The organism is Pseudomonas sp. PGPPP4, from assembly GCF_002256045.1.
Taxonomy (GTDB): domain Bacteria; phylum Pseudomonadota; class Gammaproteobacteria; order Pseudomonadales; family Pseudomonadaceae; genus Chryseomonas; species Chryseomonas oryzihabitans.
Genome location: NZ_NKID01000005.1, coordinates 327172 through 346744 on the forward strand (window position 1 = coordinate 327172; position 19573 = coordinate 346744).

15 protein-coding genes and 1 pseudogene are annotated in these 19573 nt (G+C 66.2%); 14 read left to right on the forward strand and 2 right to left on the reverse strand.

The window, feature by feature from the left end:
• Nucleotides 1-35 precede the first annotated feature (35 nt).
• From CFE50_RS22835 to CFE50_RS12295, 9 genes and pseudogenes are all read left to right on the forward strand, one after another.
• Nucleotides 36-753: pseudogene (locus CFE50_RS22835) on the forward strand (methyl-accepting chemotaxis protein); the annotation flags it as partial.
• Between the two features lie 184 nt (nucleotides 754-937).
• Nucleotides 938-3112 carry a HAMP domain-containing methyl-accepting chemotaxis protein gene (locus CFE50_RS12260; protein ID WP_286733844.1) on the forward strand — a complete coding sequence of 725 codons (2175 nt, stop codon included), beginning with the start codon at nucleotides 938-940 and terminating at the stop codon, nucleotides 3110-3112.
• A 7-nt stretch (nucleotides 3113-3119) separates the two neighbouring features.
• Nucleotides 3120-3623, forward strand: a complete 504-nt coding sequence (locus tag CFE50_RS12265) for a chemotaxis protein CheW (protein ID WP_286733848.1) — start codon at nucleotides 3120-3122, stop codon at nucleotides 3621-3623.
• Between the two features lie 82 nt (nucleotides 3624-3705).
• Nucleotides 3706-5361 carry a methyl-accepting chemotaxis protein gene (locus CFE50_RS12270; RefSeq protein WP_286733850.1) on the forward strand — a complete coding sequence of 552 codons (1656 nt, stop codon included), beginning with the start codon at nucleotides 3706-3708 and terminating at the stop codon, nucleotides 5359-5361.
• Entirely contained in the window at nucleotides 5361-5831 is a 471-nt protein-coding gene (locus CFE50_RS12275) for a chemotaxis protein CheW (RefSeq protein WP_286733853.1), read from the forward strand. Before CFE50_RS12270 ends, CFE50_RS12275 begins: the two co-directional genes overlap by 1 nt.
• 10 nt (nucleotides 5832-5841) lie before the next feature.
• Nucleotides 5842-6645 carry a CheR family methyltransferase gene (locus CFE50_RS12280; RefSeq protein WP_286733855.1) on the forward strand — a complete coding sequence of 268 codons (804 nt, stop codon included), beginning with the start codon at nucleotides 5842-5844 and terminating at the stop codon, nucleotides 6643-6645.
• 2 nt (nucleotides 6646-6647) lie between these two features.
• Complete coding sequence (locus tag CFE50_RS12285) at nucleotides 6648-7157, forward strand: chemotaxis protein CheD (protein ID WP_286733858.1); 510 nt, start codon at nucleotides 6648-6650, stop codon at nucleotides 7155-7157.
• A complete protein-coding gene (locus CFE50_RS12290) occupies nucleotides 7154-8224 on the forward strand; it encodes a protein-glutamate methylesterase/protein-glutamine glutaminase (protein ID WP_286733860.1) in 1071 nt (356 codons plus the stop codon). The genes CFE50_RS12285 and CFE50_RS12290 overlap by 4 nt, the downstream gene beginning before the upstream one ends.
• Nucleotides 8225-8277: 53 nt before the next feature.
• Nucleotides 8278-8853, forward strand: coding sequence for a DUF1349 domain-containing protein (locus CFE50_RS12295; RefSeq protein WP_286733863.1), 576 nt, complete (start codon nucleotides 8278-8280; stop codon nucleotides 8851-8853).
• Nucleotides 8854-9052: 199 nt separating this feature from the next.
• On the opposite strand, the gene CFE50_RS12300 is transcribed toward CFE50_RS12295, so the two are convergent.
• Nucleotides 9053-9523, reverse strand: coding sequence for a MaoC family dehydratase (locus CFE50_RS12300; protein ID WP_007162137.1), 471 nt, complete (start codon nucleotides 9521-9523; stop codon nucleotides 9053-9055).
• 259 nt (nucleotides 9524-9782) lie between these two features.
• On the opposite strand from CFE50_RS12300, the gene CFE50_RS12305 reads away from it, so the two are divergent.
• The 4 genes from CFE50_RS12305 to CFE50_RS12320 all read left to right on the forward strand — a co-directional run bounded on the left by CFE50_RS12305 (nucleotide 9783) and on the right by CFE50_RS12320 (nucleotide 17490).
• On the forward strand, nucleotides 9783-11462 hold the full coding sequence (locus CFE50_RS12305; protein WP_241809649.1) for a long-chain fatty acid--CoA ligase: 1680 nt from the start codon (nucleotides 9783-9785) through the stop codon (nucleotides 11460-11462).
• Nucleotides 11463-11614: 152 nt separating this feature from the next.
• Nucleotides 11615-12394, forward strand: a complete 780-nt coding sequence (locus CFE50_RS12310; RefSeq protein WP_241809650.1) for an SGNH/GDSL hydrolase family protein — start codon at nucleotides 11615-11617, stop codon at nucleotides 12392-12394.
• A gap of 286 nt (nucleotides 12395-12680) precedes the next feature.
• Entirely contained in the window at nucleotides 12681-16706 is a 4026-nt protein-coding gene (hrpA, locus tag CFE50_RS12315; RefSeq protein ID WP_286733867.1) for an ATP-dependent RNA helicase HrpA, read from the forward strand.
• A 58-nt stretch (nucleotides 16707-16764) separates the two neighbouring features.
• Nucleotides 16765-17490 (forward strand): Mut7-C RNAse domain-containing protein, encoded by a 726-nt coding sequence (locus CFE50_RS12320; protein WP_286733868.1) that lies wholly within the window; start codon nucleotides 16765-16767, stop codon nucleotides 17488-17490.
• Here CFE50_RS12320 and CFE50_RS12325 read toward each other — a convergent pair.
• Nucleotides 17487-18320, reverse strand: a complete 834-nt coding sequence (locus tag CFE50_RS12325; protein ID WP_286733870.1) for a DUF1206 domain-containing protein — start codon at nucleotides 18318-18320, stop codon at nucleotides 17487-17489. The genes CFE50_RS12320 and CFE50_RS12325 overlap by 4 nt on opposite strands.
• A 285-nt stretch (nucleotides 18321-18605) precedes the next feature.
• Between CFE50_RS12325 and CFE50_RS12330 the strand changes: the two genes are divergently transcribed.
• Nucleotides 18606-19079 carry a GreA/GreB family elongation factor gene (locus CFE50_RS12330; RefSeq protein WP_286733873.1) on the forward strand — a complete coding sequence of 158 codons (474 nt, stop codon included), beginning with the start codon at nucleotides 18606-18608 and terminating at the stop codon, nucleotides 19077-19079.
• Nucleotides 19080-19573 lie beyond the last annotated feature (494 nt).

Here is a 19573-nt window from a genome sequence, read left to right on the forward strand (position 1 = left end):
AGCTCAAGGAGTCGATCAACGGCACCGTGGGCAAGCTGAACCAGATCATCGGCGACGTGCGCCAGTCGGCCGACTCCCTGGCCAGCGCCTCGGAAGAGATCTCCGCCACCGCCCAGAGCATGAGCCAGGCCAGCACCGAACAGGCGGCTTCGGTCGAGGAGACCAGCGCCAGCGTGGAACAGATGTCGGCTTCCATCGCCCAGAACACCGAGAACGCCAAGATCACCGATGGCATGGCCGGCAAGGCCGCGCGGGAAGCCGGGGAGGGCGGTCAGGCGGTCGGCGAGACCCTGGTGGCCATGAAGACCATCGCCGACAAGATCGGCATCGTCGACGACATTGCTTACCAGACCAACCTGCTGGCGCTCAACGCGGCCATCGAAGCGGCCCGCGCCGGTGAGCACGGCAAGGGTTTCGCCGTGGTGGCCGCCGAGGTGCGCAAGTTGGCCGAACGCAGCCAGGTCGCCGCCCAGGAAATCGGCACCGTGGCCAAGAGCAGTGTGGCCCTGGCCGAGCGCGCCGGCACCCTGCTGGAGCAGATGGTGCCGTCCATCAGCAAGACCTCCGACCTGGTCCAGGAAATCGCCTCGGCCAGCGAAGAGCAGAGCAGCGGGGTGAGCCAGATCAACGGCGCCATGCTGCAACTGAGCCAGATCACCCAGCAGAACGCTTCGGCGTCCGAGGAGCTGGCCGGCACCGCCGAGGAAATGAGTACCCAGGCGGAGCAGCTGCAGCGCCTGATGGGCTTCTTCAATACCGGCGAAAGCCGGGTGGTACAGGACCTGGAGCGCGCGCTGGAGGCCTCGCCCAGGGCCATGCGGGTCCCGGGCAAGGCTCTGCGTACGGGTACCTCGGGCGTGCCTGACGGCTACGTCCCCTTTGAATCCTGACCCTTATCCAACGGCCACCTGCAGGTGGCCTTTTTGAGACCATCGACATGACCGTCATCAAGAAAATGTTGCTGCTGGTGCTGTCCGCGCTGTTGGGCATCCTGGTGCTGGCCGGCACCGGGCAATACGAGATCGACCAGGTGTTCCAGGCGGCCAACTACGGCAACGACAACACCGTTCCTAGCCTCAAGGCGCTCGGGGATGTCAATGACAGCCGCTCCGACTACGTGGTGAACATCTATCGCCATGTGCTATCGACCAGTCCCGAAGCCATGACCACGGTGGAGCAGGACATCGCTGCCGCCAAAGAGCGTATCGGTCAAAGCCTCGACAAGTACGAGGCGCTGGTCTCGGATGATCGGGATCGCGCGCTGCTGACAACCGATCGGGCCGCCTTCAATGCCCTGTTCGCGCTGGGCGAGCAGGTCGTCGCCCTGTCGCGGCAGAATCGCAACGACGAGGCCCAGACCCTGATGCGCAGTCGTGGCGAGGTGATGGCCACCATCAACAAGGCCCTCGACGAGCACGTCAGCTACAACCAGACCCTCGCGCTGCAAGGCGTGAAGGTCGCTGAGAAGACCAAGGTCGAGGCCACCTGGCTGGCCCTGTCCATCGCCCTAGCGACCCTGCTGGCGGTGGCCCTGCTGGGCTTCTTTATCACCCGCAATCTGCTGCGTCAGCTGGGCGGTGAACCCGCCGCCGTGGCGGCCCTGGCTGGCCGCGTGGCTGCTGGGGATCTGCCCGACGACATCCGGCTGCGCGGCGACGACAAGACCAGCCTGATGGCGGCCATGCAGAACATGGTCACCACCCTGCGCGGCCTGATCAGCGAAATGAGCAGCATGTCGGCGGCCCACGACCGCGGCGAGACCGTGGTGCGCATCCCGGCCGAACGTTTCCAGGGCGCCTATCGCAACATGGCCGAAGGCGTCAACGGCATGGTCGCCGGCCACCTGAGCGATTCCGCCAAGGCCATGGCCTGCGTCAAGAGCTTTGGCGAAGGCGATCTGTCGGTGGCGCTGGAGCGCTTCCCCGGCCAGAAGGCGGTGATCAACGACAACCTCGAACAGGTCCGCAGCAACATCCAGCGCCTGGTCGAAGACGCCAACCAGCTCAGCCAGGCGGCCATGGCCGGTCGTCTCGACACCCGCGCCGATGCCAGTGCCCACCAGGGCGACTTCCGCCGCATCGTCGCCGGCATCAACGGTACCCTGGACGCCATCGTCGCCCCGGTCAACGAAGCCATGGGCGTTATGGCCGGGCTGGCCCAGGGCGACCTGAGCCGCACCGTGCGCGGTGACTACCAGGGCCAGTTGCTGGAGCTCAAGGAGTCGATCAACGGCACCGTCGGCAAGCTGAACCAGATCATCGGCGACGTGCGCCTGTCCGCCGATGCCCTGGCCAGCGCCTCGGAAGAGATCTCCGCCACCGCCCAGAGCATGAGCCAGGCCAGTACCGAACAGGCGGCTTCGGTCGAGGAGACCAGCGCCAGCGTCGAGCAGATGTCGGCTTCCATCGCCCAGAACACCGAGAACGCCAAGGTCACCGATGGCATGGCCGGCAAGGCCGCGCGTGAGGCCAACGAAGGCGGCGAAGCGGTGGGTGAGACCCTGGTGGCCATGAAGACCATTGCCGAGAAGATTGGCATCGTCGACGACATCGCCTACCAGACCAACCTGCTGGCGCTCAACGCGGCCATCGAGGCGGCCCGCGCCGGCGAGCATGGCAAGGGCTTCGCCGTGGTGGCCGCCGAGGTGCGCAAGCTGGCCGAACGCAGCCAGATCGCCGCCCAGGAAATCGGCACCGTGGCCAAGAGCAGCGTGGCCCTGGCCGAGCGCGCCGGGTCACTGCTCGACGAAATGGTACCGTCCATCAGCAAGACCTCCGATCTGGTACAGGAAATCGCCGCTGCGTCCGAAGAACAGAGTAGCGGAGTCACTCAGATCAATAGCGCCATGCTGCAACTCAACCAGATCACGCAACAGAACGCCTCGGCCTCGGAAGAGCTGGCCGCGACCGCCGAAGAAATGAGCGGTCAGGCCGAACAGCTGCAGCGCCTGATGGGCTTCTTCCACACCGGCGACGGTCGTGCGGTCCAGGACCTGGAACGTGCCATCGAGCAGACGCGCCCGGCCGCCAGCCGCACGGCCCAGCCAGCCCCACGTCGTCCGCAGATGGCCGCGGGCGGCCTGCCGGACGGTTACGTCCGCTTCCCGGAGTAATGGCTTCATGACTGCCCTGACCCTTGGCGACATCGCCCACGAACACCTCGGCCATCAGCACCTGACCTTCGTGGTCGATGGGGAAACCTATGCGGTGGATACCCTCGCGGTGCGCGAGATCATCGAGTTCGGCCAACTGACCCAGGTCCCGCTGATGCCGGCCTGCATTCGCGGGGTGATCAATCTGCGCGGCGCCGTGGTTCCGGTGGTCGATCTGGAAGCCCGCTTCGGCGGGCGACCGACCCGGGTCGGCCCGCGGACCTGCATCGTGATCCTGGAAGTGTGCGCCGACGAAGACACCCAGGTGCTGGGCGTGGTGGTGGATGCAGTGAGCGAGGTGCTGGAAATCGCCGCGGCGGACATCCGTCCGGCGCCGGCCTTTGGCAGTCGCCTGGCACCGCACTTCATCGCCGGCATGGTCAAGTCCGAAGAGGGCTTCGTGACCCTGCTCGACGTGGCCCAGGTGCTGGACGTACAGGAGCTGGCGAGCCTGGCTCAGGCCGCCGGCTGAGAGACCCTGCGTTGCCACGGGCGTCTGGTACCGGCGCCTTCTTAACCATACAGTCGTAACCGGCGCCGGAGGCGCTTTCATCATGCTGAATACACTTCGCGTCTCTACCAAGCTGGCGATCGGTTTCGGGACTGCCATCCTGATGCTCTTGCTGGTCATGGGCGTCGCCCTGCTGAACATGGGCACCATGAAGGACTCGGCCGACAACATGTCGAAATTCCGTTTCCCCATGACCGTCCAGGCCAATACCCTGGTGCGCAACACCCTGGACAACGGGCGGCTGCTGCGCAACCTCCTGCTGCTGGACGACGAGCGCGCCGTGGCCAAGACCAGGGAAGACATCGCCAAGCTGCGCGCGAGTAATAGCGAAATTCTGGCCGATCTGCAGAAGAAGATCGTCAGCGATGAAGGCAAGCAGAAGCTGGCCGCAGTCCTGGACGCACGTCAGCGCTTGCAGGACAAGTACGTCGAGTATTTCCGCCTGCTGGATACTGACCGCAGCCAGGCCCGGGATTACCTGCTGAACGTCTTTGCCCCCAACAACACCGACCTGGTCACCGCCCTTGGCGTCCTGAACGACCTGCAGGCCCAGCGCATGCAGGAAGCCGGCGAAGCGGCGACCGACGCCTATCTGGATGCCCGCAACCTGATGCTGGTGATCGGCGCCGTGGCGGCCCTGATCGCCATCCTGCTCGGCTACCTGATCACCCGCAGCCTGACCCGGCAGCTGGGTGGCGAACCGGCCTATGCCGCCGAGGTGGTGCAGCGTGTCGCCCGCGGCGACCTGAGCGTCGAGGTGACGACCCGCGAGGGCGACACCACCAGCATGCTGGCCTCGGTGCGCACCATGACCACCACCCTGGCGCAGATCATCAGTGACGTGCGCAGCTCGGCCGACGGCCTGGCCAGCGCCTCGGAAGAGGTCTCGGCCACCGCCCAGAGCATGAGCCAGGCCAGTACCGAGCAGGCGGCCTCCGTCGAGGAAACCAGCGCCAGCATCGAGGAGATGTCGGCCTCCATCGCCCAGAACACCGAGAACGCCAAGGTCACCGACGGCATGGCCGGCAAGGCCGCGCGGGAAGCGGACGAGGGCGGCCAGGCCGTGCGCGAGACCCTGGTGGCCATGAAGACCATCGCCGACAAGATCGGTATCGTCGACGACATCGCCTACCAGACCAATCTGCTGGCGCTCAATGCCGCCATCGAAGCGGCCCGCGCCGGCGAGCACGGCAAGGGTTTCGCCGTGGTGGCCGCCGAGGTGCGCAAGCTGGCCGAACGCAGCCAGGTCGCCGCCCAGGAAATCGGCACCGTGGCCAAGAGCAGCGTGGCCCTGGCCGAGCGCGCCGGGTCCCTCCTGAGCGAGATGGTGCCTTCCATCAACAAGACCTCCGACCTGGTGCAGGAGATCACCGCGGCCTCCGAAGAGCAGAGCGCCGGGGTCGAGCAGATCAACGGCGCCATGCTGCAACTGAGCCAGATTACCCAGCAGAACGCTTCGGCATCCGAAGAGCTGGCTGCCACCGCGGAAGAAATGAGCGGCCAGGCCGAGCAGCTTCAGCAACTGATGGAGTACTTCACCCTGAGCGGCTCGCCGGTGGCCCAGCAGGTCGCTCGTCCCGGCGCCAACCGCTCGGGTCCGAGCCTGGCCGAGCGCACCTCGGCGCTGATCGACTCACCCCGTCGCGCGGCCCGTGGCAGCGTGCCGGCCGGTTTCGCCCGTTTCGAGGAGCAAGCCTGATGCTATTGCGCCAGTTTCTGACCTTTCAGCTCGCCGGTGATCTCTACGGCGTGAACACCGGTTGCGTGCGGGAAATCATCGAGTACGGCGCGGTCACCTCGGTGCCCATGCTGCCGCCGGCGATCCGTGGCGTCATCAACCTGCGCGGCGCCGCCGTACCGGTCATGGATCTCGGCGTGCGCTTTCGCAACGAGGTGACCGAGACCTCCCGCCGCAGCTGCATCGTGGTGCTGGAGATTCAGGTCGACGGCGGCCCCCAGGTGTTCGGCATCGTGGTGGACGCGGTCTGCGAGGTGCTGGAGATCGCCGCCGATGGCATCGAGCCGGCGCCGCGCTTCGGCGCCACGATCCGGACCGACTTTATCCTCGGCATGGCCAAGCAGGGCGCCGGTTTCGTCATCCTGCTCGACATGGATCGGGTCCTGGGCGCAGACGATCTCGCCCAGCTCGCCGCCATGACGGCTGCCTGAGTCGCGAACCATGGAACTTCCCGCGCTGACCGACAGCGAATTCCGCCAGTTTCGCAGCTTCATCTTCCGGGTCGCTGGCATCAGCATGTCCGATGCCAAGCGCCCGCTGGTGAGCGGGCGCCTGGCCAAGCGCGTGCGCCAGCGCGGCACGCCCAGCTACGACGCCTATTTCCAGCTGATCCAGCGCGACCAGGCGGAATGCCAGATGGCGGTCGATCTCTTGACCACCAACGAGACCTACTTCTTTCGCGAGCCCAAGCACTTCGACTTCCTGCGCGAGCAGGTGCTGCCGAACTGGGACAGACGCCAGCCGCTGCGGCTGTGGAGCGGCGCCTGCTCCTCGGGGGAAGAGCCCTATACCCTGGCCATGACCCTGGCCGAAGGGCTGGGCGAGCGCCCCTGGGAAATCGTCGCCTCCGACCTCAGCACCCGGGTGCTGGCCAAGGCACGCAACGCCCAGTATCCGCTCGCCGAAGCCGAGAACATCCCGCCGGCGCTGTTGCGACGCTATTGCTTCAAGGGCGTGGGCGACAACGACGGCACCTTTCTGGTGGATCCGCGGCTGACCGCGCGGATCGCCTTTCGCCAGATCAATCTCAATAACTCGCTGCCGGAGCTGGGCACCTTCGACATCATCTTCCTGCGCAACGTGATGATCTACTTCGACGTACCCACCAAGCGCCAGGTGGTGGCCCGGCTGATCCGCCATCTGCGGCCCGGTGGCTATTTCTTCGTCAGCCATTCCGAGAGCCTCAACGGGGTGACCGACGCCCTGAAAATGGTCAGTCCTTCCATCTATCAACGTCCGCTCTAGCCATGGCAGCCGCGCCGGAACTGTTCCTGCGTCCTGGCGAATGGTATTTCGGCCAGGGCGAGTTGCGGATCCGGACCATCCTGGGCTCCTGCGTGTCCTTCGTCTTCTGGCACCCGCGGCGGCGCCTCGGCGGCATGACCCATGCGCTGTTGCCCACGCGTCAGCGCCCCGCCCCCGGTGCGCCCGCCGATGGCCACTATGTCGACGAATCCCTGCAGCTGATGCTGGGGGCCATTGCCCGCCACGGCGGCGATCTGCCTGGCTACCAGGTGCACCTCTACGGCGGTGGCAACATGTTTCCCCAGCTCCTGCGCGATCGCGTCCGCAACATTGGCGACGTCAATGTCGACGCGGCGCTGGCGCAGCTGGCCCAGGCCGGTATCCACTCGGTGCGGACCCATGTCCGCGGCGCCGGCCATCGCAAACTGTCCCTGGACCTCGTCGACGGCCGGGTGCTCATGCAACAGGTGGAGCTACCCTATGTTCCGCCGCTTACGAGACTTACTCCATGAACAAGATCAAGGTCCTTATCGTCGACGACTCCGCCGTGGTGCGGCAGGTGCTCGCCCAGAGTCTCGCGGAGGATCCGGCCATCGAGGTGCTGGGGGTCGCCGCCGACCCGGTGTTCGCCCAGGACAAGATGCGCAAGCAGTGGCCCGACGTCATCGTGCTGGACGTGGAGATGCCGCGCATGGACGGCATCACCTTTCTCAAGAAGATCATGGCCGAGCGCCCGACCCCGGTGGTGATCTGCTCGACCCTGACCGAGAAGGGCGCCGCCACCACCCTGCAGGCCATGGCCGCCGGGGCGGTCAGCATCGTCACCAAGCCCCAGGCCAACCTCAAGCAATTCCTCAAGGACGCCTCGGATGACCTCACCAGCGCGATCAAGGCCGCCGCCCGGGCCAATCTCAAGCGCCTGGCGCCGCGTGGTGTGCCTGTGGTGCCGACGCCCAAGCTCAGCGCCGACGCCATCCTGCCAGCCGGCGGCAGCCCGGCCATGGCGCGCACCACCGAACGCATCGTCGCCCTGGGTACCTCCACCGGTGGCACCCAGGCCCTGGAAGCGGTGCTGACCTCGCTGCCGCGGGTCTGCCCCGGCATCGTGGTGGTCCAGCACATGCCCGAGCGTTTCACCGCCGCCTTCGCCGAGCGCCTGGATCGCCTCTGTGAGCTGGAAGTGCGCGAAGCCCGGCATGGCGATCGGGTCCTGCCGGGGCGGGTGCTGATCGCGCCGGGCGGTCGCCACATGCTGCTCAAGCGCAGCGGTGCCCAGTACCAGGTGGACGTGGTCGACGGCCCGCCGGTCAGTCGTCATCGCCCCTCGGTGGACGTGCTGTTCCGCTCGGTGGCGCGGGCCGCGGGCAGCAATGCCCTGGGGATCATCATGACCGGCATGGGCGACGACGGCGCCCGTGGCCTCAAGGAGTTGCGCGACGTCGGTGGCCGTACCCTCGGCCAGGACGAAGACAGCTGCGTGGTCTACGGCATGCCCAAGGAAGCCATGAAGCTCGGCGCGGTGGAGCAGGAGATCGGCCTCAACCAGATCGCCGCCGCCATCCTCAAAGGTGGGGTCTAGACGAACTTGCGGGGCAGGCGGGACTCCAAGCGCGAGCACGCGAGGAGAGCCCCATGTTCGACATCTGCCACTGGATCAACGAGCCTGAAACCTGGCTGGCCGAGCCCGAGCGGCTGCGGGTCATCACCGATCGCCACAGTAACTTCTGGAACCACACCCACGACGGCGGCGAGCGCCACAGCGGCCACTTCTTCGGCGCCCGGGTTACCAGCGGCTTCACCGCCCAGCTGCGGGTGGCGGCGCGCTGCAAGAACCAGGGCGACCATGCCGGCTTGATGGTGCGGATCGACGAGCAGCACTGGCTGCGGGCCGGCATCGGCTACTTCGATGATACCCCGCAATTGCTCAGCGTCCTGACCCTGGGACGCTCGGATCTGGCCGTAGGCGCACCGCTGGGCGAGCGCGAAGAGCTGTGGCTGAGGATTACCCTGACCCAGGGCACCCTGCGGGTCCAGGCCTCGCTCGACGGTCAGCGCTGGCCGCTGCTGCGCCTGGCCAGCCTGCCCGTCGCCGCCGAGTACCGTGTCGGCCCGGTCTGTGGCACCCCGGAGCGGGGTGGCATGGAGGTGGCGTTCAGCGACTTCAGTCTGCAGGCCCCGCTGCAGCGAGGCCTGGCCGATCTGAGTTGAGGTGGTGTTGCTAAGCTATGTTTTACGATCTAGCGAGCTAGAGCCAAACAAGGCAAAAACGCCTGAGGAAGCGGATCGGACTCGCGCTCGAGTTTACAAATGGTAAATGAGCATTGCGACGGGGCCGCCCAGGCGGAGCTGGCCACCCAGGACGTTTTTAACGCAGATAGGCCGACGCGCAGCAGATCGTTGCTGAACATCAGCCGACGGTGACGGGGGGCAGTTCCACCTGCTGCACCTGCACCGGCTTGCGCGGGGCGACCACCTTGGCGACCCCATCGACGACCTTGTCACCGTGCTGGTTGAAGACCCGGGTTGCCAGGTTCACGCGAAACTTCGGCAGCTTTTCCAGCACCTCGATTTCCACCGTCAGGGTATCGCCCAGCTTGACCGGCTTCTCGAAGGTCATGGTCTGGTCGACATAGAGGGTGCCCGGGCCCGGCAGGTTGCAGGCCACCGCGGCGCTGATCAGGGCGCCACTGAGCATGCCGTGGGCGATGGGCTCGCGAAACAGCGTCTTGGCGGCGAATTCGGCGTCCAGGTGCAGCGGATTGCAGTCCCCGGAGAGGGCGGCGAACAGCAAGACGTCGCGCTGCTCGATGGTGCGGGTCACGGTCACCTTCTGGCCGATCTCGAGGGCTTCATAAGGGATGTTTTCGGTCAGGCTCATGACGCGCTCCGGCAGCTGTGACAAGGCGGCGGACGCCGCGAAGCCGGGCATTCTACCCAGGCTCGCCGCCCGAGGCTAATCGACGCCGGGAAAAGCCCCGGGAGAAGGTGACCACAATTGACTATTTGGTCATTAGGTGACGTTCAGGGCGGATATTGATGCTGTTGCGGGCAGGGCAAAGCTGCTAGGCTCGCAGGGCCGGTTCAGCGCTGATCACGGCACTCCAACGAACAATAACCATAGAGCGGGAGCGGGCTGCATGATGCCGAATTTCTGGAGTGACAAATATCCCGAGGGCATCCAGACAGACATAGACCTGGACCGTTATCGCAACGTCCTGGCGGTATTCCGCGAGGCCTGCCAGACCTACGCTGAGCGCCCGGCGTTCAGCAACCTGGGTCGCACCCTGAGCTACCGCGAACTCTATGAGCTGTCCGGTCAGTTCGCCGCCTACCTGCAAAAGCATACCGACCTGCAACCCGGCGATCGCATCGCCGTGCAGATGCCCAATGTGCTGCAGTACCCGGTGGTGGTCTTTGGCGCCATGCGCGCCGGCCTGGTGGTGGTCAACACCAACCCGCTGTATACCGCCCGCGAGATGCAGCACCAGTTCAAGGATTCCGGCGCCCGGGCGCTGGTCTGCCTGGCCAACATGGCGCACCTGGCCGAACAGGTGCTGCCGCAGACCGACATCCGGCACGTCATCATCACCGAGGTCGGCGACCTGCTGCCGACCTTCAAGCGCCTGCTGGTCAACGCCGTGGTCCGCCACGTCAAGAAGATGGTGCCGGCCTATCGCATTCCCCACGCCATCCGCTTCGTCGATGCCATGACCAAGGGCGAGCACGTCGATTTCGTCGACGCCGACCCGGCGGCCGAGGACGTCGCCGTGCTGCAGTACACCGGCGGCACCACCGGCATCGCCAAGGGCGCCATGCTGACCCACCGCAATCTGGTGGCCAACATGCTGCAGTGCCAGGTGCTGATGACCAAGTACCTGGGCGGCGGCGCCCAGGTGATGATCGCGCCCCTGCCGCTCTACCACATCTATGCCTTCACCATTCACTGCATGGCCATGCTGATCCAGGGCAACCACAACGTCCTGATCACCAATCCGCGCGACCTGCCGGCGCTGGTCAAGGAACTCAGGCAGTGGCGCTTCAACGGCTTCGTCGGCCTCAACACCCTGTTCGCCGCCCTGTGCAACAACGAGGATTTCCGCCAGCTGGATTTCTCCCAGCTCAAGGTGACCTTTTCCGGTGGCATGGCGCTGCAGCAATCCGTGGCCCTGCGCTGGGAAGAGGTGACCGGCTGCGGCATCTGCGAAGGCTACGGCATGACCGAGACCAGTCCGGTGGTGAGCTTCAATCCCCTGGAGCGGCGTCGGCTAGGCACCATCGGCGTGCCGGTGCCAGGCACCGACTGCAAGGTGGTGGACGCCGATGGCGTGGCCCAGGGCTTCGATACCCCCGGCGAACTGTGCGTCAAGGGCCCCCAGGTCATGAAGGGCTACTGGCTGAGACCCGAAGCCACCGCTGAGGTGCTGGACGCCGAGGGCTGGCTGCGAACCGGCGACATCGCCGTGATCGAGCCGGATGGCTATCTGCGCATCGTCGATCGCAAGAAGGACATGATTCTGGTGTCCGGCTTCAACGTCTATCCCAACGAGCTGGAAGAGGTGCTCTCCCAGTTGCCCGGGGTGCTGCAGTGCGCCGCCATTGGTATCCCCGACGAGGTGGCGGGGGAGAAGATCAAGGTGTTCGTGGTGCCCAAGCCCGGTGCGTCCCTCACCACCGAGCAGGTGCTCAAGCACATGCACGACAATCTCACCGGCTACAAGCGACCCAAGCTGGTGGAATTCCGCGACAGCCTGCCGACCACCAACGTCGGTAAGATCCTGCGTCGCGAACTGCGTGACGCCGAACTCAAGAAGGCGTAACAGGCCTTCACTGTGTCCCCCGCGCCGCTACCTCTCGTCGACTGGTAGCGGTGCCGCGGGTGTTCAAGCATGGTTTTCGCAAGAGGTTCGGGTATAAACCGCAGGCGGCATTTTGCCGTCACCTCTCCGACCTCTTTCCTCGAGGACACACCATGCGAATTAGCGTACGCCAGGCCTTGCTGGGCCTCTTCCTGCTGGGCTCCAGCGTGCTCGGTCAGGTCCAGGCCGGTGAACCCATCCGCGTCCTGTTCGTGGGCAACAGCTATACCTTCGTCAACGATCTGCCGGCGATGGTCCGTCAAATGTCCGTCGACGCCGGTCAGTCGCGCCCGCTGGACGTCAAGCATGTGACCTTCAGCGGCGCCAGCCTCGAGGAACACTGGAAGCGCCACGACGTGCAGGACGAGCTGGCCAAGGCCAACTACGACTACGTGGTGATCCAGGACCACAGCATGATGCCGGTGAAGAATCCGGACCTCACCCGTCAGTACGTACGCCTGATCGCCGACCTGGCGCGCAAGGACGGCGCCCAGCCGATCCTCTACCTGACCTGGGCGCGGCAGAACAACCCGACCATGCAGGCGCAGCTGGACAGCGTCTACACCCCCCTGGCCAAGGAAACCGGCGCGCTGCTGGCCCCGGTCGGCCAGGCCTGGCAGAAGGCCCTGGCCGATCAGCCGCAACCGGGGCTGTTCCTGCCCGACGGCAGCCACCCGTCCTTTACCGGCACCTACCTGACCGCCTCGGTCTTCTATGCGCTGATCTACGGCACCCGTCCGCCGCTGCCGGCCGCCGGCGAAAAGATCAAGTTCGATCACGCCGACCCCGCCGATCTGCAACAGGACGCCTGGAAGGCCCTGCAGTCCCTGGACATGGCCCTGCGCACGCCGCCGGCCAAGCTGAACGTGGCCAGCGTCCAGGCCAAGCGCTGAGAGACTGCTCAAAGACTGCTGCGCGTCGGCCAAACGGCGTTGAAAGTGGCTTCGGAATGCTCATCTACTGATTGTAGACTCCGCTTCCCCAGCCACTTTCGCCTTGTTTGTCTCTAGCTCGCTAGCCTTTGAACAGCCTCTGACCCCGTGTTGCCCCTACGCGACCAGACGTCGCGTAGGAGCGGGTAATCCCGCCGTTTTCCGCCCGCCGTTCTTGTAAAGCCCCGCCGCATCCCCCAACTCTTTTACACTTACCGGTCCAAGCGACCGCCGTCGAAAGAGTTTCATGACCGATATCCCCTCCGTTGCCCGTCTCGCCGCCAACCTGGATCAGGCCTTCAACGCCGATCGCCATCGCCTGAGGCGCCAGCTCCAGGCCCTGCAGAAACAACCCGATCCGGCGCGTGAAGCCCAGTGGCTGGAGCGTTTCCAGGCCTCTTGCGCCAAGGTCGAGGCGCGGCGCGCCAGCGTGCCTAACATCCGTTACGACGACGCCCTGCCGATCGCCGCCAAGCGCGAGGAGATCAAGCGCGCCATCGCCGGCCATCAGGTGGTGGTGATCGCCGGCGAAACGGGCTCGGGCAAGACCACCCAGCTGCCCAAGATCTGTCTGGAATTGGGCAGGGGTGTGCAGGGGCTGATCGGCCACACCCAGCCGCGCCGGCTGGCGGCGCGCAGCGTGGGCGCCCGGGTGGCGGAGGAACTGGGTTCGCCGCTGGGCGAACTGGTGGGCTATCAGGTGCGGTTCGAGGATCAGAGCACCGATGCCACCCTGATCAAGCTGATGACCGACGGCATCCTGCTGGCCGAGACCCAGCACGACCGCTTTCTCGAACGCTACGACACCATCATCGTCGACGAAGCCCACGAGCGCAGTCTCAACATCGACTTCCTGCTGGGCTTTCTCAAGACCCTGCTGCCGCGCCGCCCCGATCTCAAGCTGATCATCACCTCGGCCACCATCGACCTGGAGCGCTTCTCCCGGCACTTCGACGGCGCGCCCATCGTCGAGGTGTCCGGGCGGACCTATCCGGTGGAGACCTGGTACCGGCCGCTCAGCGCCGAGGTGGACGAAGACGGCGAGCGCCTGGTGGACGACCTCTCGGTGGACCAGGGCATCCTCCAGGCGCTGGACGAGATCGAGGCCCACGAGCGCAGCGTCGGTCAGCGTCCGGGCGATGTGCTGGTGTTCCTGCCCGGCGAGCGCGAGATCCGCGACTGCGCCGAGGTCCTGCGCAAGGCCCAGCTGAAATTCACCGAGGTGCTGCCGCTCTATGCGCGGCTGACGCCGGCCGAGCAGCAGAAGATTTTCCAGCCGCGTCCGGGACGCAAGATCGTGCTGGCCACCAACGTCGCCGAGACCTCGCTGACCGTGCCCGGCATCCGCTACGTGATCGACAGCGGCACCGCGCGCATCAGTCGCTACAGCTATAGAGCCAAGGTCCAGCGCCTGCCCATCGAAGCCATCTCCCAGGCCAGCGCCAACCAGCGCAAGGGCCGCTGCGGCCGGGTCGAGCCGGGTATCTGCATCCGCCTCTACAGCGAAGAGGATTTCCTCGGTCGCCCGACCTTTACCGATCCGGAGATCCTGCGCACCAACCTGGCGGCGGTGATCCTGCAGATGCTGCATCTGCGTCTGGGTCGCATCGAAGACTTCCCCTTTATCGAGCCGCCGGATGGCAAGGCGATCAAGGACGGCTTCACCCTGTTGCAGGAACTCTCGGCGGTGGACGTCGAGGGGCGCCTGCTGCCCCTGGGGCGGCAACTGGCGCGCCTGCCCGTCGATCCGCGCCTTGGCCGCATGCTGCTCGAGGCGACCGAGCAGGGCAGTCTCGCCGAGGTGCTGATCGTTACCAGCGCCCTGTCGGTGCAGGACCCGCGCGAGCGCCCGGCCGACCGCCAGACCCAGGCCGATCAGGCCCATGCCCAGTGGAAGGACCCGGATTCGGACTTTGCCGCCCTGGTCAATCTCTGGCACGGCTTCGAAGAGCAGCGCCAGGCGCTGGGTTCCAACGCCCTGCGCAGCTGGTGCCGCAAGCACTTTCTCAACTACCTGCGGCTGCGCGAATGGCGCGATGCCCATCGCCAGCTGACCCTGCTGTGCCGCGAACTGGGGCTCCAGGCGCGCAAGGCCGACAGTCCGGCGCCGGCACCGGCGGAAGTCGGCAACCGGCCTGCGCCGACCACCGACAAGCACGTCAACGCCAAGGCCCAGCAACAGGCCGAAGCCAGCGAGGCGGCGGTACGCGCCCGTGGCTATGCGGCGCTGCACAAGGCCATTCTCGCCGGCCTGCTCAGCCAGATCGGCCAGAAGAGCGAGGACGGCGATTACCTAGGGGCGCGTCAGCGGCGCTTCTGGATCCATCCCAGCAGCGTCATCGGCCGCAAGAAACCCAACTGGATCATGGCCGCGGAGCTGGTGGAGACCACCAAGCTGTTCGCGCGCATGGTGGCCAAGATCGAACCGGACTGGATCGAGCCGGTAGCGGGCCACCTGGTCAAGAAGACCCACCTGGAACCGCACTGGGAGAAGAAGCGTGGCCAGGTGGTGGCCTATGAGCAGGTCACCCTGTACGGGCTGATCGTGGTCGGCCGCCGCCCGGTGCATTTCGGCCCCATAGATCCGCCTGCCGCCCGCGAGCTGTTCATCCGCGAAGGCCTGGTGCGCGGCGAGATCAACAGCCGCGCCAAGTGCCTGGCCGCCAACCGGGCGCTGCTGGAGCGGCTGGACGAACTGGAGGCCAAGGCCCGCCGCCGCGACATCCTCGCCGACGAGGAAACGCTGTTCGACTACTATGCCGCGCGTCTGCCGGCGGACGTCTACCAGACCGCCACCTTCGACAGCTGGTATCGCCGCGAGAGCGCCCGGCAGCCCGATCTGCTGATCATGCGCGAGGAAGATGTCCTCGCCCGCGAAGCCAGCGAGGTGACCGCCGCCCAGTATCCGGACACCCTGCGCCTGGGCGAGCTGATTCTGCCGCTGTCCTACGAATTCGACCCGACCCATCCGCGCGACGGCGTGACCCTGCGGGTGCCGGCGCCGCTGTTGCCGCAGCTGCCGCCCCAGCGCCTCGACTGGCTGGTGCCGGGGTTGCTCTATGATCGCTGCGTGGCCCTGGTGCGCAACCTGCCCAAGGCGCTGCGCAAGAACTTCGTGCCGGTACCGGATTTCGTTCGTGCGGCGCTGGACAAGATCCCCTTCGGCGAGGGCTCGCTGCACGAGGCCCTAGGGCGCGAATTGCAGCGCATGACCGGCGCCCGTATCCCCGACGAGGCCTGGCCGGAGGCCGAAGCCGGCCTGGATCCACACCTGCGCATGAATCTCGAGGTGGTCGATGCCCAGGGCAAGCCGCTGGGCGAAGGCCGCGACCTGGCCGAGGTGACGGCGCGCTTCGCCCAGGAAAGTCAGGCGGCTCTGGCCCTGCCGACGCAGAAACGCCAGGAGCAGCGCCCGGTGGAGGCCAAGGCCTTCGCCGAGGTGGCGGCCAAGACCCAGCAGCAGGTGGCCGGCCTTTCCATGACGGTCTATCCGGCGCTGGTGGACGAGCAGGGCACGGTGCGCGAAGGCCGCTTCGCCACCCAGGCCGAAGCGCGCTACCAGCACCGCCGCGCCCTGCAGCGATTGCTGCTGCAGCAGCTGGCGGAGCAGGCCAAGTTCTTGCGCGGCAAGTTGCCCGGGCTCACCGAACTGGGCCTGCTGCACCGCGAACTGGGTCGGCCAGAGGCGCTGGTGGAAGACATCCTGCTGGCCAGCCTGGACGCGGCCATCCTCGCCGACCAGGCCGAGCTGCCCCGCGATGGCGCCGGCCTGGCTTCACTGGCCGAGCGGCGCAAGGGCGGCTGGACCGAGCAGGCCGAACGGATCGCGCGCCTGACCCTGGAAATCCTCAAGCTCTGGCATGGCCTGCAGAAGAAATTCAAGGGTCGCATCGACCTGGCCCAGGCGGTCGCCTTGAACGACATCAAGGCGCAACTGGCCAGCCTGGTCTATCCCGGTTTCGTTCGGGATACGCCGCTGGAATGGCTCAAGGAGTATCCGCGCTATCTGAAGGCCATCGAGCAGCGCTTCGACAAGCTCGGCAGCCAGGTGCAACGCGATCGCGTCTGGAGCGGCGAACTGGCCGGACTCTGGGAGCAGTATCGCGCCCGCGCCGCCAAGCATGGTCAGGAGGGCAAGCGCGACGCCAACCTGGAGCTCTATCGCTGGATGCTGGAAGAGTATCGGGTGTCGCTCTGGGCCCAGCAGCTGGGCACGCGGATGCCGGTGTCGGACAAGCGGCTGAACAAGCAGTGGAGTCTGGTGGAGGCCTAGCACGGTCATCCATCGGAACCCTCTCCAGGCCCGGGTCGGCCGCTGGCATAGTGAAGCCATGACCCAGGCTAGTTTTCGCTTCCACGGCGCCCTCGAACGCTTTCTGGCCCCGAGCCGTCGCGGCCGGGTGATCCGGGTCGAATGCGCCGCGGTGGCGAGCGTCAAGCATCAGATCGAAGCCCTCGGTGTGCCCCATACCGAGGTGGGTCTGCTGCTGATCAACGGCGAGGCGGCCGTGCTGACGCAGCGGCTGGGGGAGGGCGATGAGGTCGTCGTCCATCCCGCGCAGGTCGAGACGTCGGGCGAATCCGCTGCGGGTCAACCGGAAGCCGACCGTCCGCGCTTCGTCGCCGATGCCCACCTCGGCGCGTTGGCGCGGCGTCTGCGCATGGCGGGCTTCGATACCCTGTACGACAACGCCTATGCCGATCCGGCCCTGGCCGATCTCGCCCGGCGCGAGGGACGTATCCTGCTCACCCGGGATCGCGAATTGCTCAAGCGACGGCAGGTGCTGCATGGCTGCTATGTCCATGCCCTGCGCCCGGAGGCGCAGCTGCAGGAGCTCTATCAGCGCCTGGGTCTGCGTCCCTGGGCGTTGCCCTTTTCGCGCTGTCTGGCCTGCAACTCGAGTCTGCAGGCAGTCAGTCTGGCGGACGTCGCCGACCGGCTGCCCCCGCGCGTGCGGGAACGCCACCGGCATTTCCTGCACTGTCCGCACTGCGACAAACTGTTCTGGGAAGGCAGCCACTGGCGCGCCATGCGCGAGCGGCTGGCGCTGGTCTAGCGCGGCAATACCTGGCGCAGCGAGCCGCCCACGTCCGGCAGGTCCATCTCGATGCGCCGCCACCAGGCTTCCGCGAAGCTGTAGAAAGCGAAGGCGATCAGACCGAGGCCGACCACGGACAGCACCAGTCCGCCAAGGGGCAGATTCTGCAGGCCGTTCAGGGCATCCTTCATGCCCGGCGGATGCAGCGCCTGGTAGCGCGAGCCGCTGACCACCAGCAGGACGGCGATCTCGACGAAGGCCACACCCCGGGCGATCAGGCCGAAGCGGCCGATGGGCCGGATCAGTCGCAGCTGCTCCGGACTGGCTTCCAGGTAGCGCTCGAAGCTGGCCTTCCAGCCCTTCACGAAATGGGCGAGACCCACGCCCAGCGGAATCAGCGCGGCGACGTACACCAGCAGGTTGGAATAGCGCCAGCTCAGGATCGTCTGCAGCAGGTCGCTGCTTTCCCCACCCGAGCCACCGCCCTGGCGCAGACCGCTGACCAGCAGGCCCAGGGCGAAGAAGGCCAGGGCGCCATAGGTGATGCCACCCACCAGCAGGCCGGCGCGGATCACTAGGCCCTTGGGCTTACTGCCATGGTCATCTACATCGCGGATGGCCTGGAGGATGCGCCAGGCCGCGAAGGCGACCAGGCCGACCACCACCAGGCCGACCAGGAAGTGGCCGAAGGGTTGGGCGAGGAGGGCTTCCAGGCTGTCATGGCTGTCCGCCGGCTGGCCGGAGCCCCGTGCGGCCAGCAGCGCCAGTACGCCGATGATGAGATAGACGAGACCGCGGGCGGCATAACCGCCGCGGGCCAGAAGGGTGAGTCCGGTAAGGGTGCGCATCTGTTATGTCCTGTTACATCCTGCCTTGTACTGACCGGCGGCCCGCGTACGGGTTCTGGCGTGCAGACAGGCGCACCGGGGATGCTGGCGGGACGCGGCGTTTAGGCCTTAGGCTCGTTACGGAAAATGTCTGCGCTCGGTGATGCTTCGTTGAAAAAGGCTTCGGAATGCTCATTTACCAGTCGTAAACTCCGCTTCCTTAGCCTTTTTCGCCTCGCCTGACCTTCGCTCGGCGACTTTTCGTACCGAGCCTCGGCTCGCACCCTTTGCCCCGGCGACAGTTTCATGGACAAAGCTCGACTGCTAAACCTCATTCTCCAGGCGCTGGAAGCCGACCGCGAGGTCATCAGCCAGCAGCTGGCGGCCAGCCATGAAGCGGCTACCCACAGCGAAAGCAAGGCCGAGAACAAGTACGACACCCGCGGTCTGGAAGCGGCCTACCTGGCCGATGGCCAACGCCGGCGTCTGCACGGGATCGAACTGGCCCTGGCCGCCTACCGCGCGCTGACACCCGTGGCCATGAGCGACGGTGTCCGCGTCGGCGCCCTGATCGAACTCACTACCGCCACGGCCAGCCGCTGGCTGTTCCTCGGCCCGGATGCGGCGGGACTCAAGGTCAGGCTGGACGGCCAGGAGGTGCTGGTGATCTCCCCGCGCGCGCCCCTGGGTCAGGCATTGCTCGGGCGGGAGGAGGGCGACGAGGTGGCGGTGACCGTGGAAGGCAAGGTGCACCGGCAGGAGATCCTGGCGGTGTATTAGCGTAGGGCAGAGGTAACGTCCTATCTCCATTGTGGCCTTGGCCCGCTCCTATGGACTGGGCAATGGCGGCGGATCGTGCGCTTGCCGGTGCCGATGGAGAAGAATGCCCGCCCGGATAGCTCCTCTCCCCCTCGGGAGAGGGTTGGGGTGAGGGTGCCCTTCGCCACGAATCCCCAGTGGAAAAGGCTACGCGGTTTTCCACGCTACGATGCTGGCGGTTTTCTGAGCCTCAGGCTGCTCCCAAGGATCACCGTAGGTTGGGCTGAGCGCAGCGAAGCCCAACAGCTTTCGCTCTGGTACGGCCCCGTTGGGCTTCGACGATGGAACCGTCTCAATCCAACCTACGATTCTCGCCGCCGGATGAACCCCGTAGATACCATCTCTCCCACCAATCACAACAGGTCCTCTAAAGGGCCTGTCGTGGTTGATAAGGTCGCTGCGTCTTGAGCACGCCATAGGCAATCTGCAGCAGTTTGCGCATGGCGGCGCCCAAG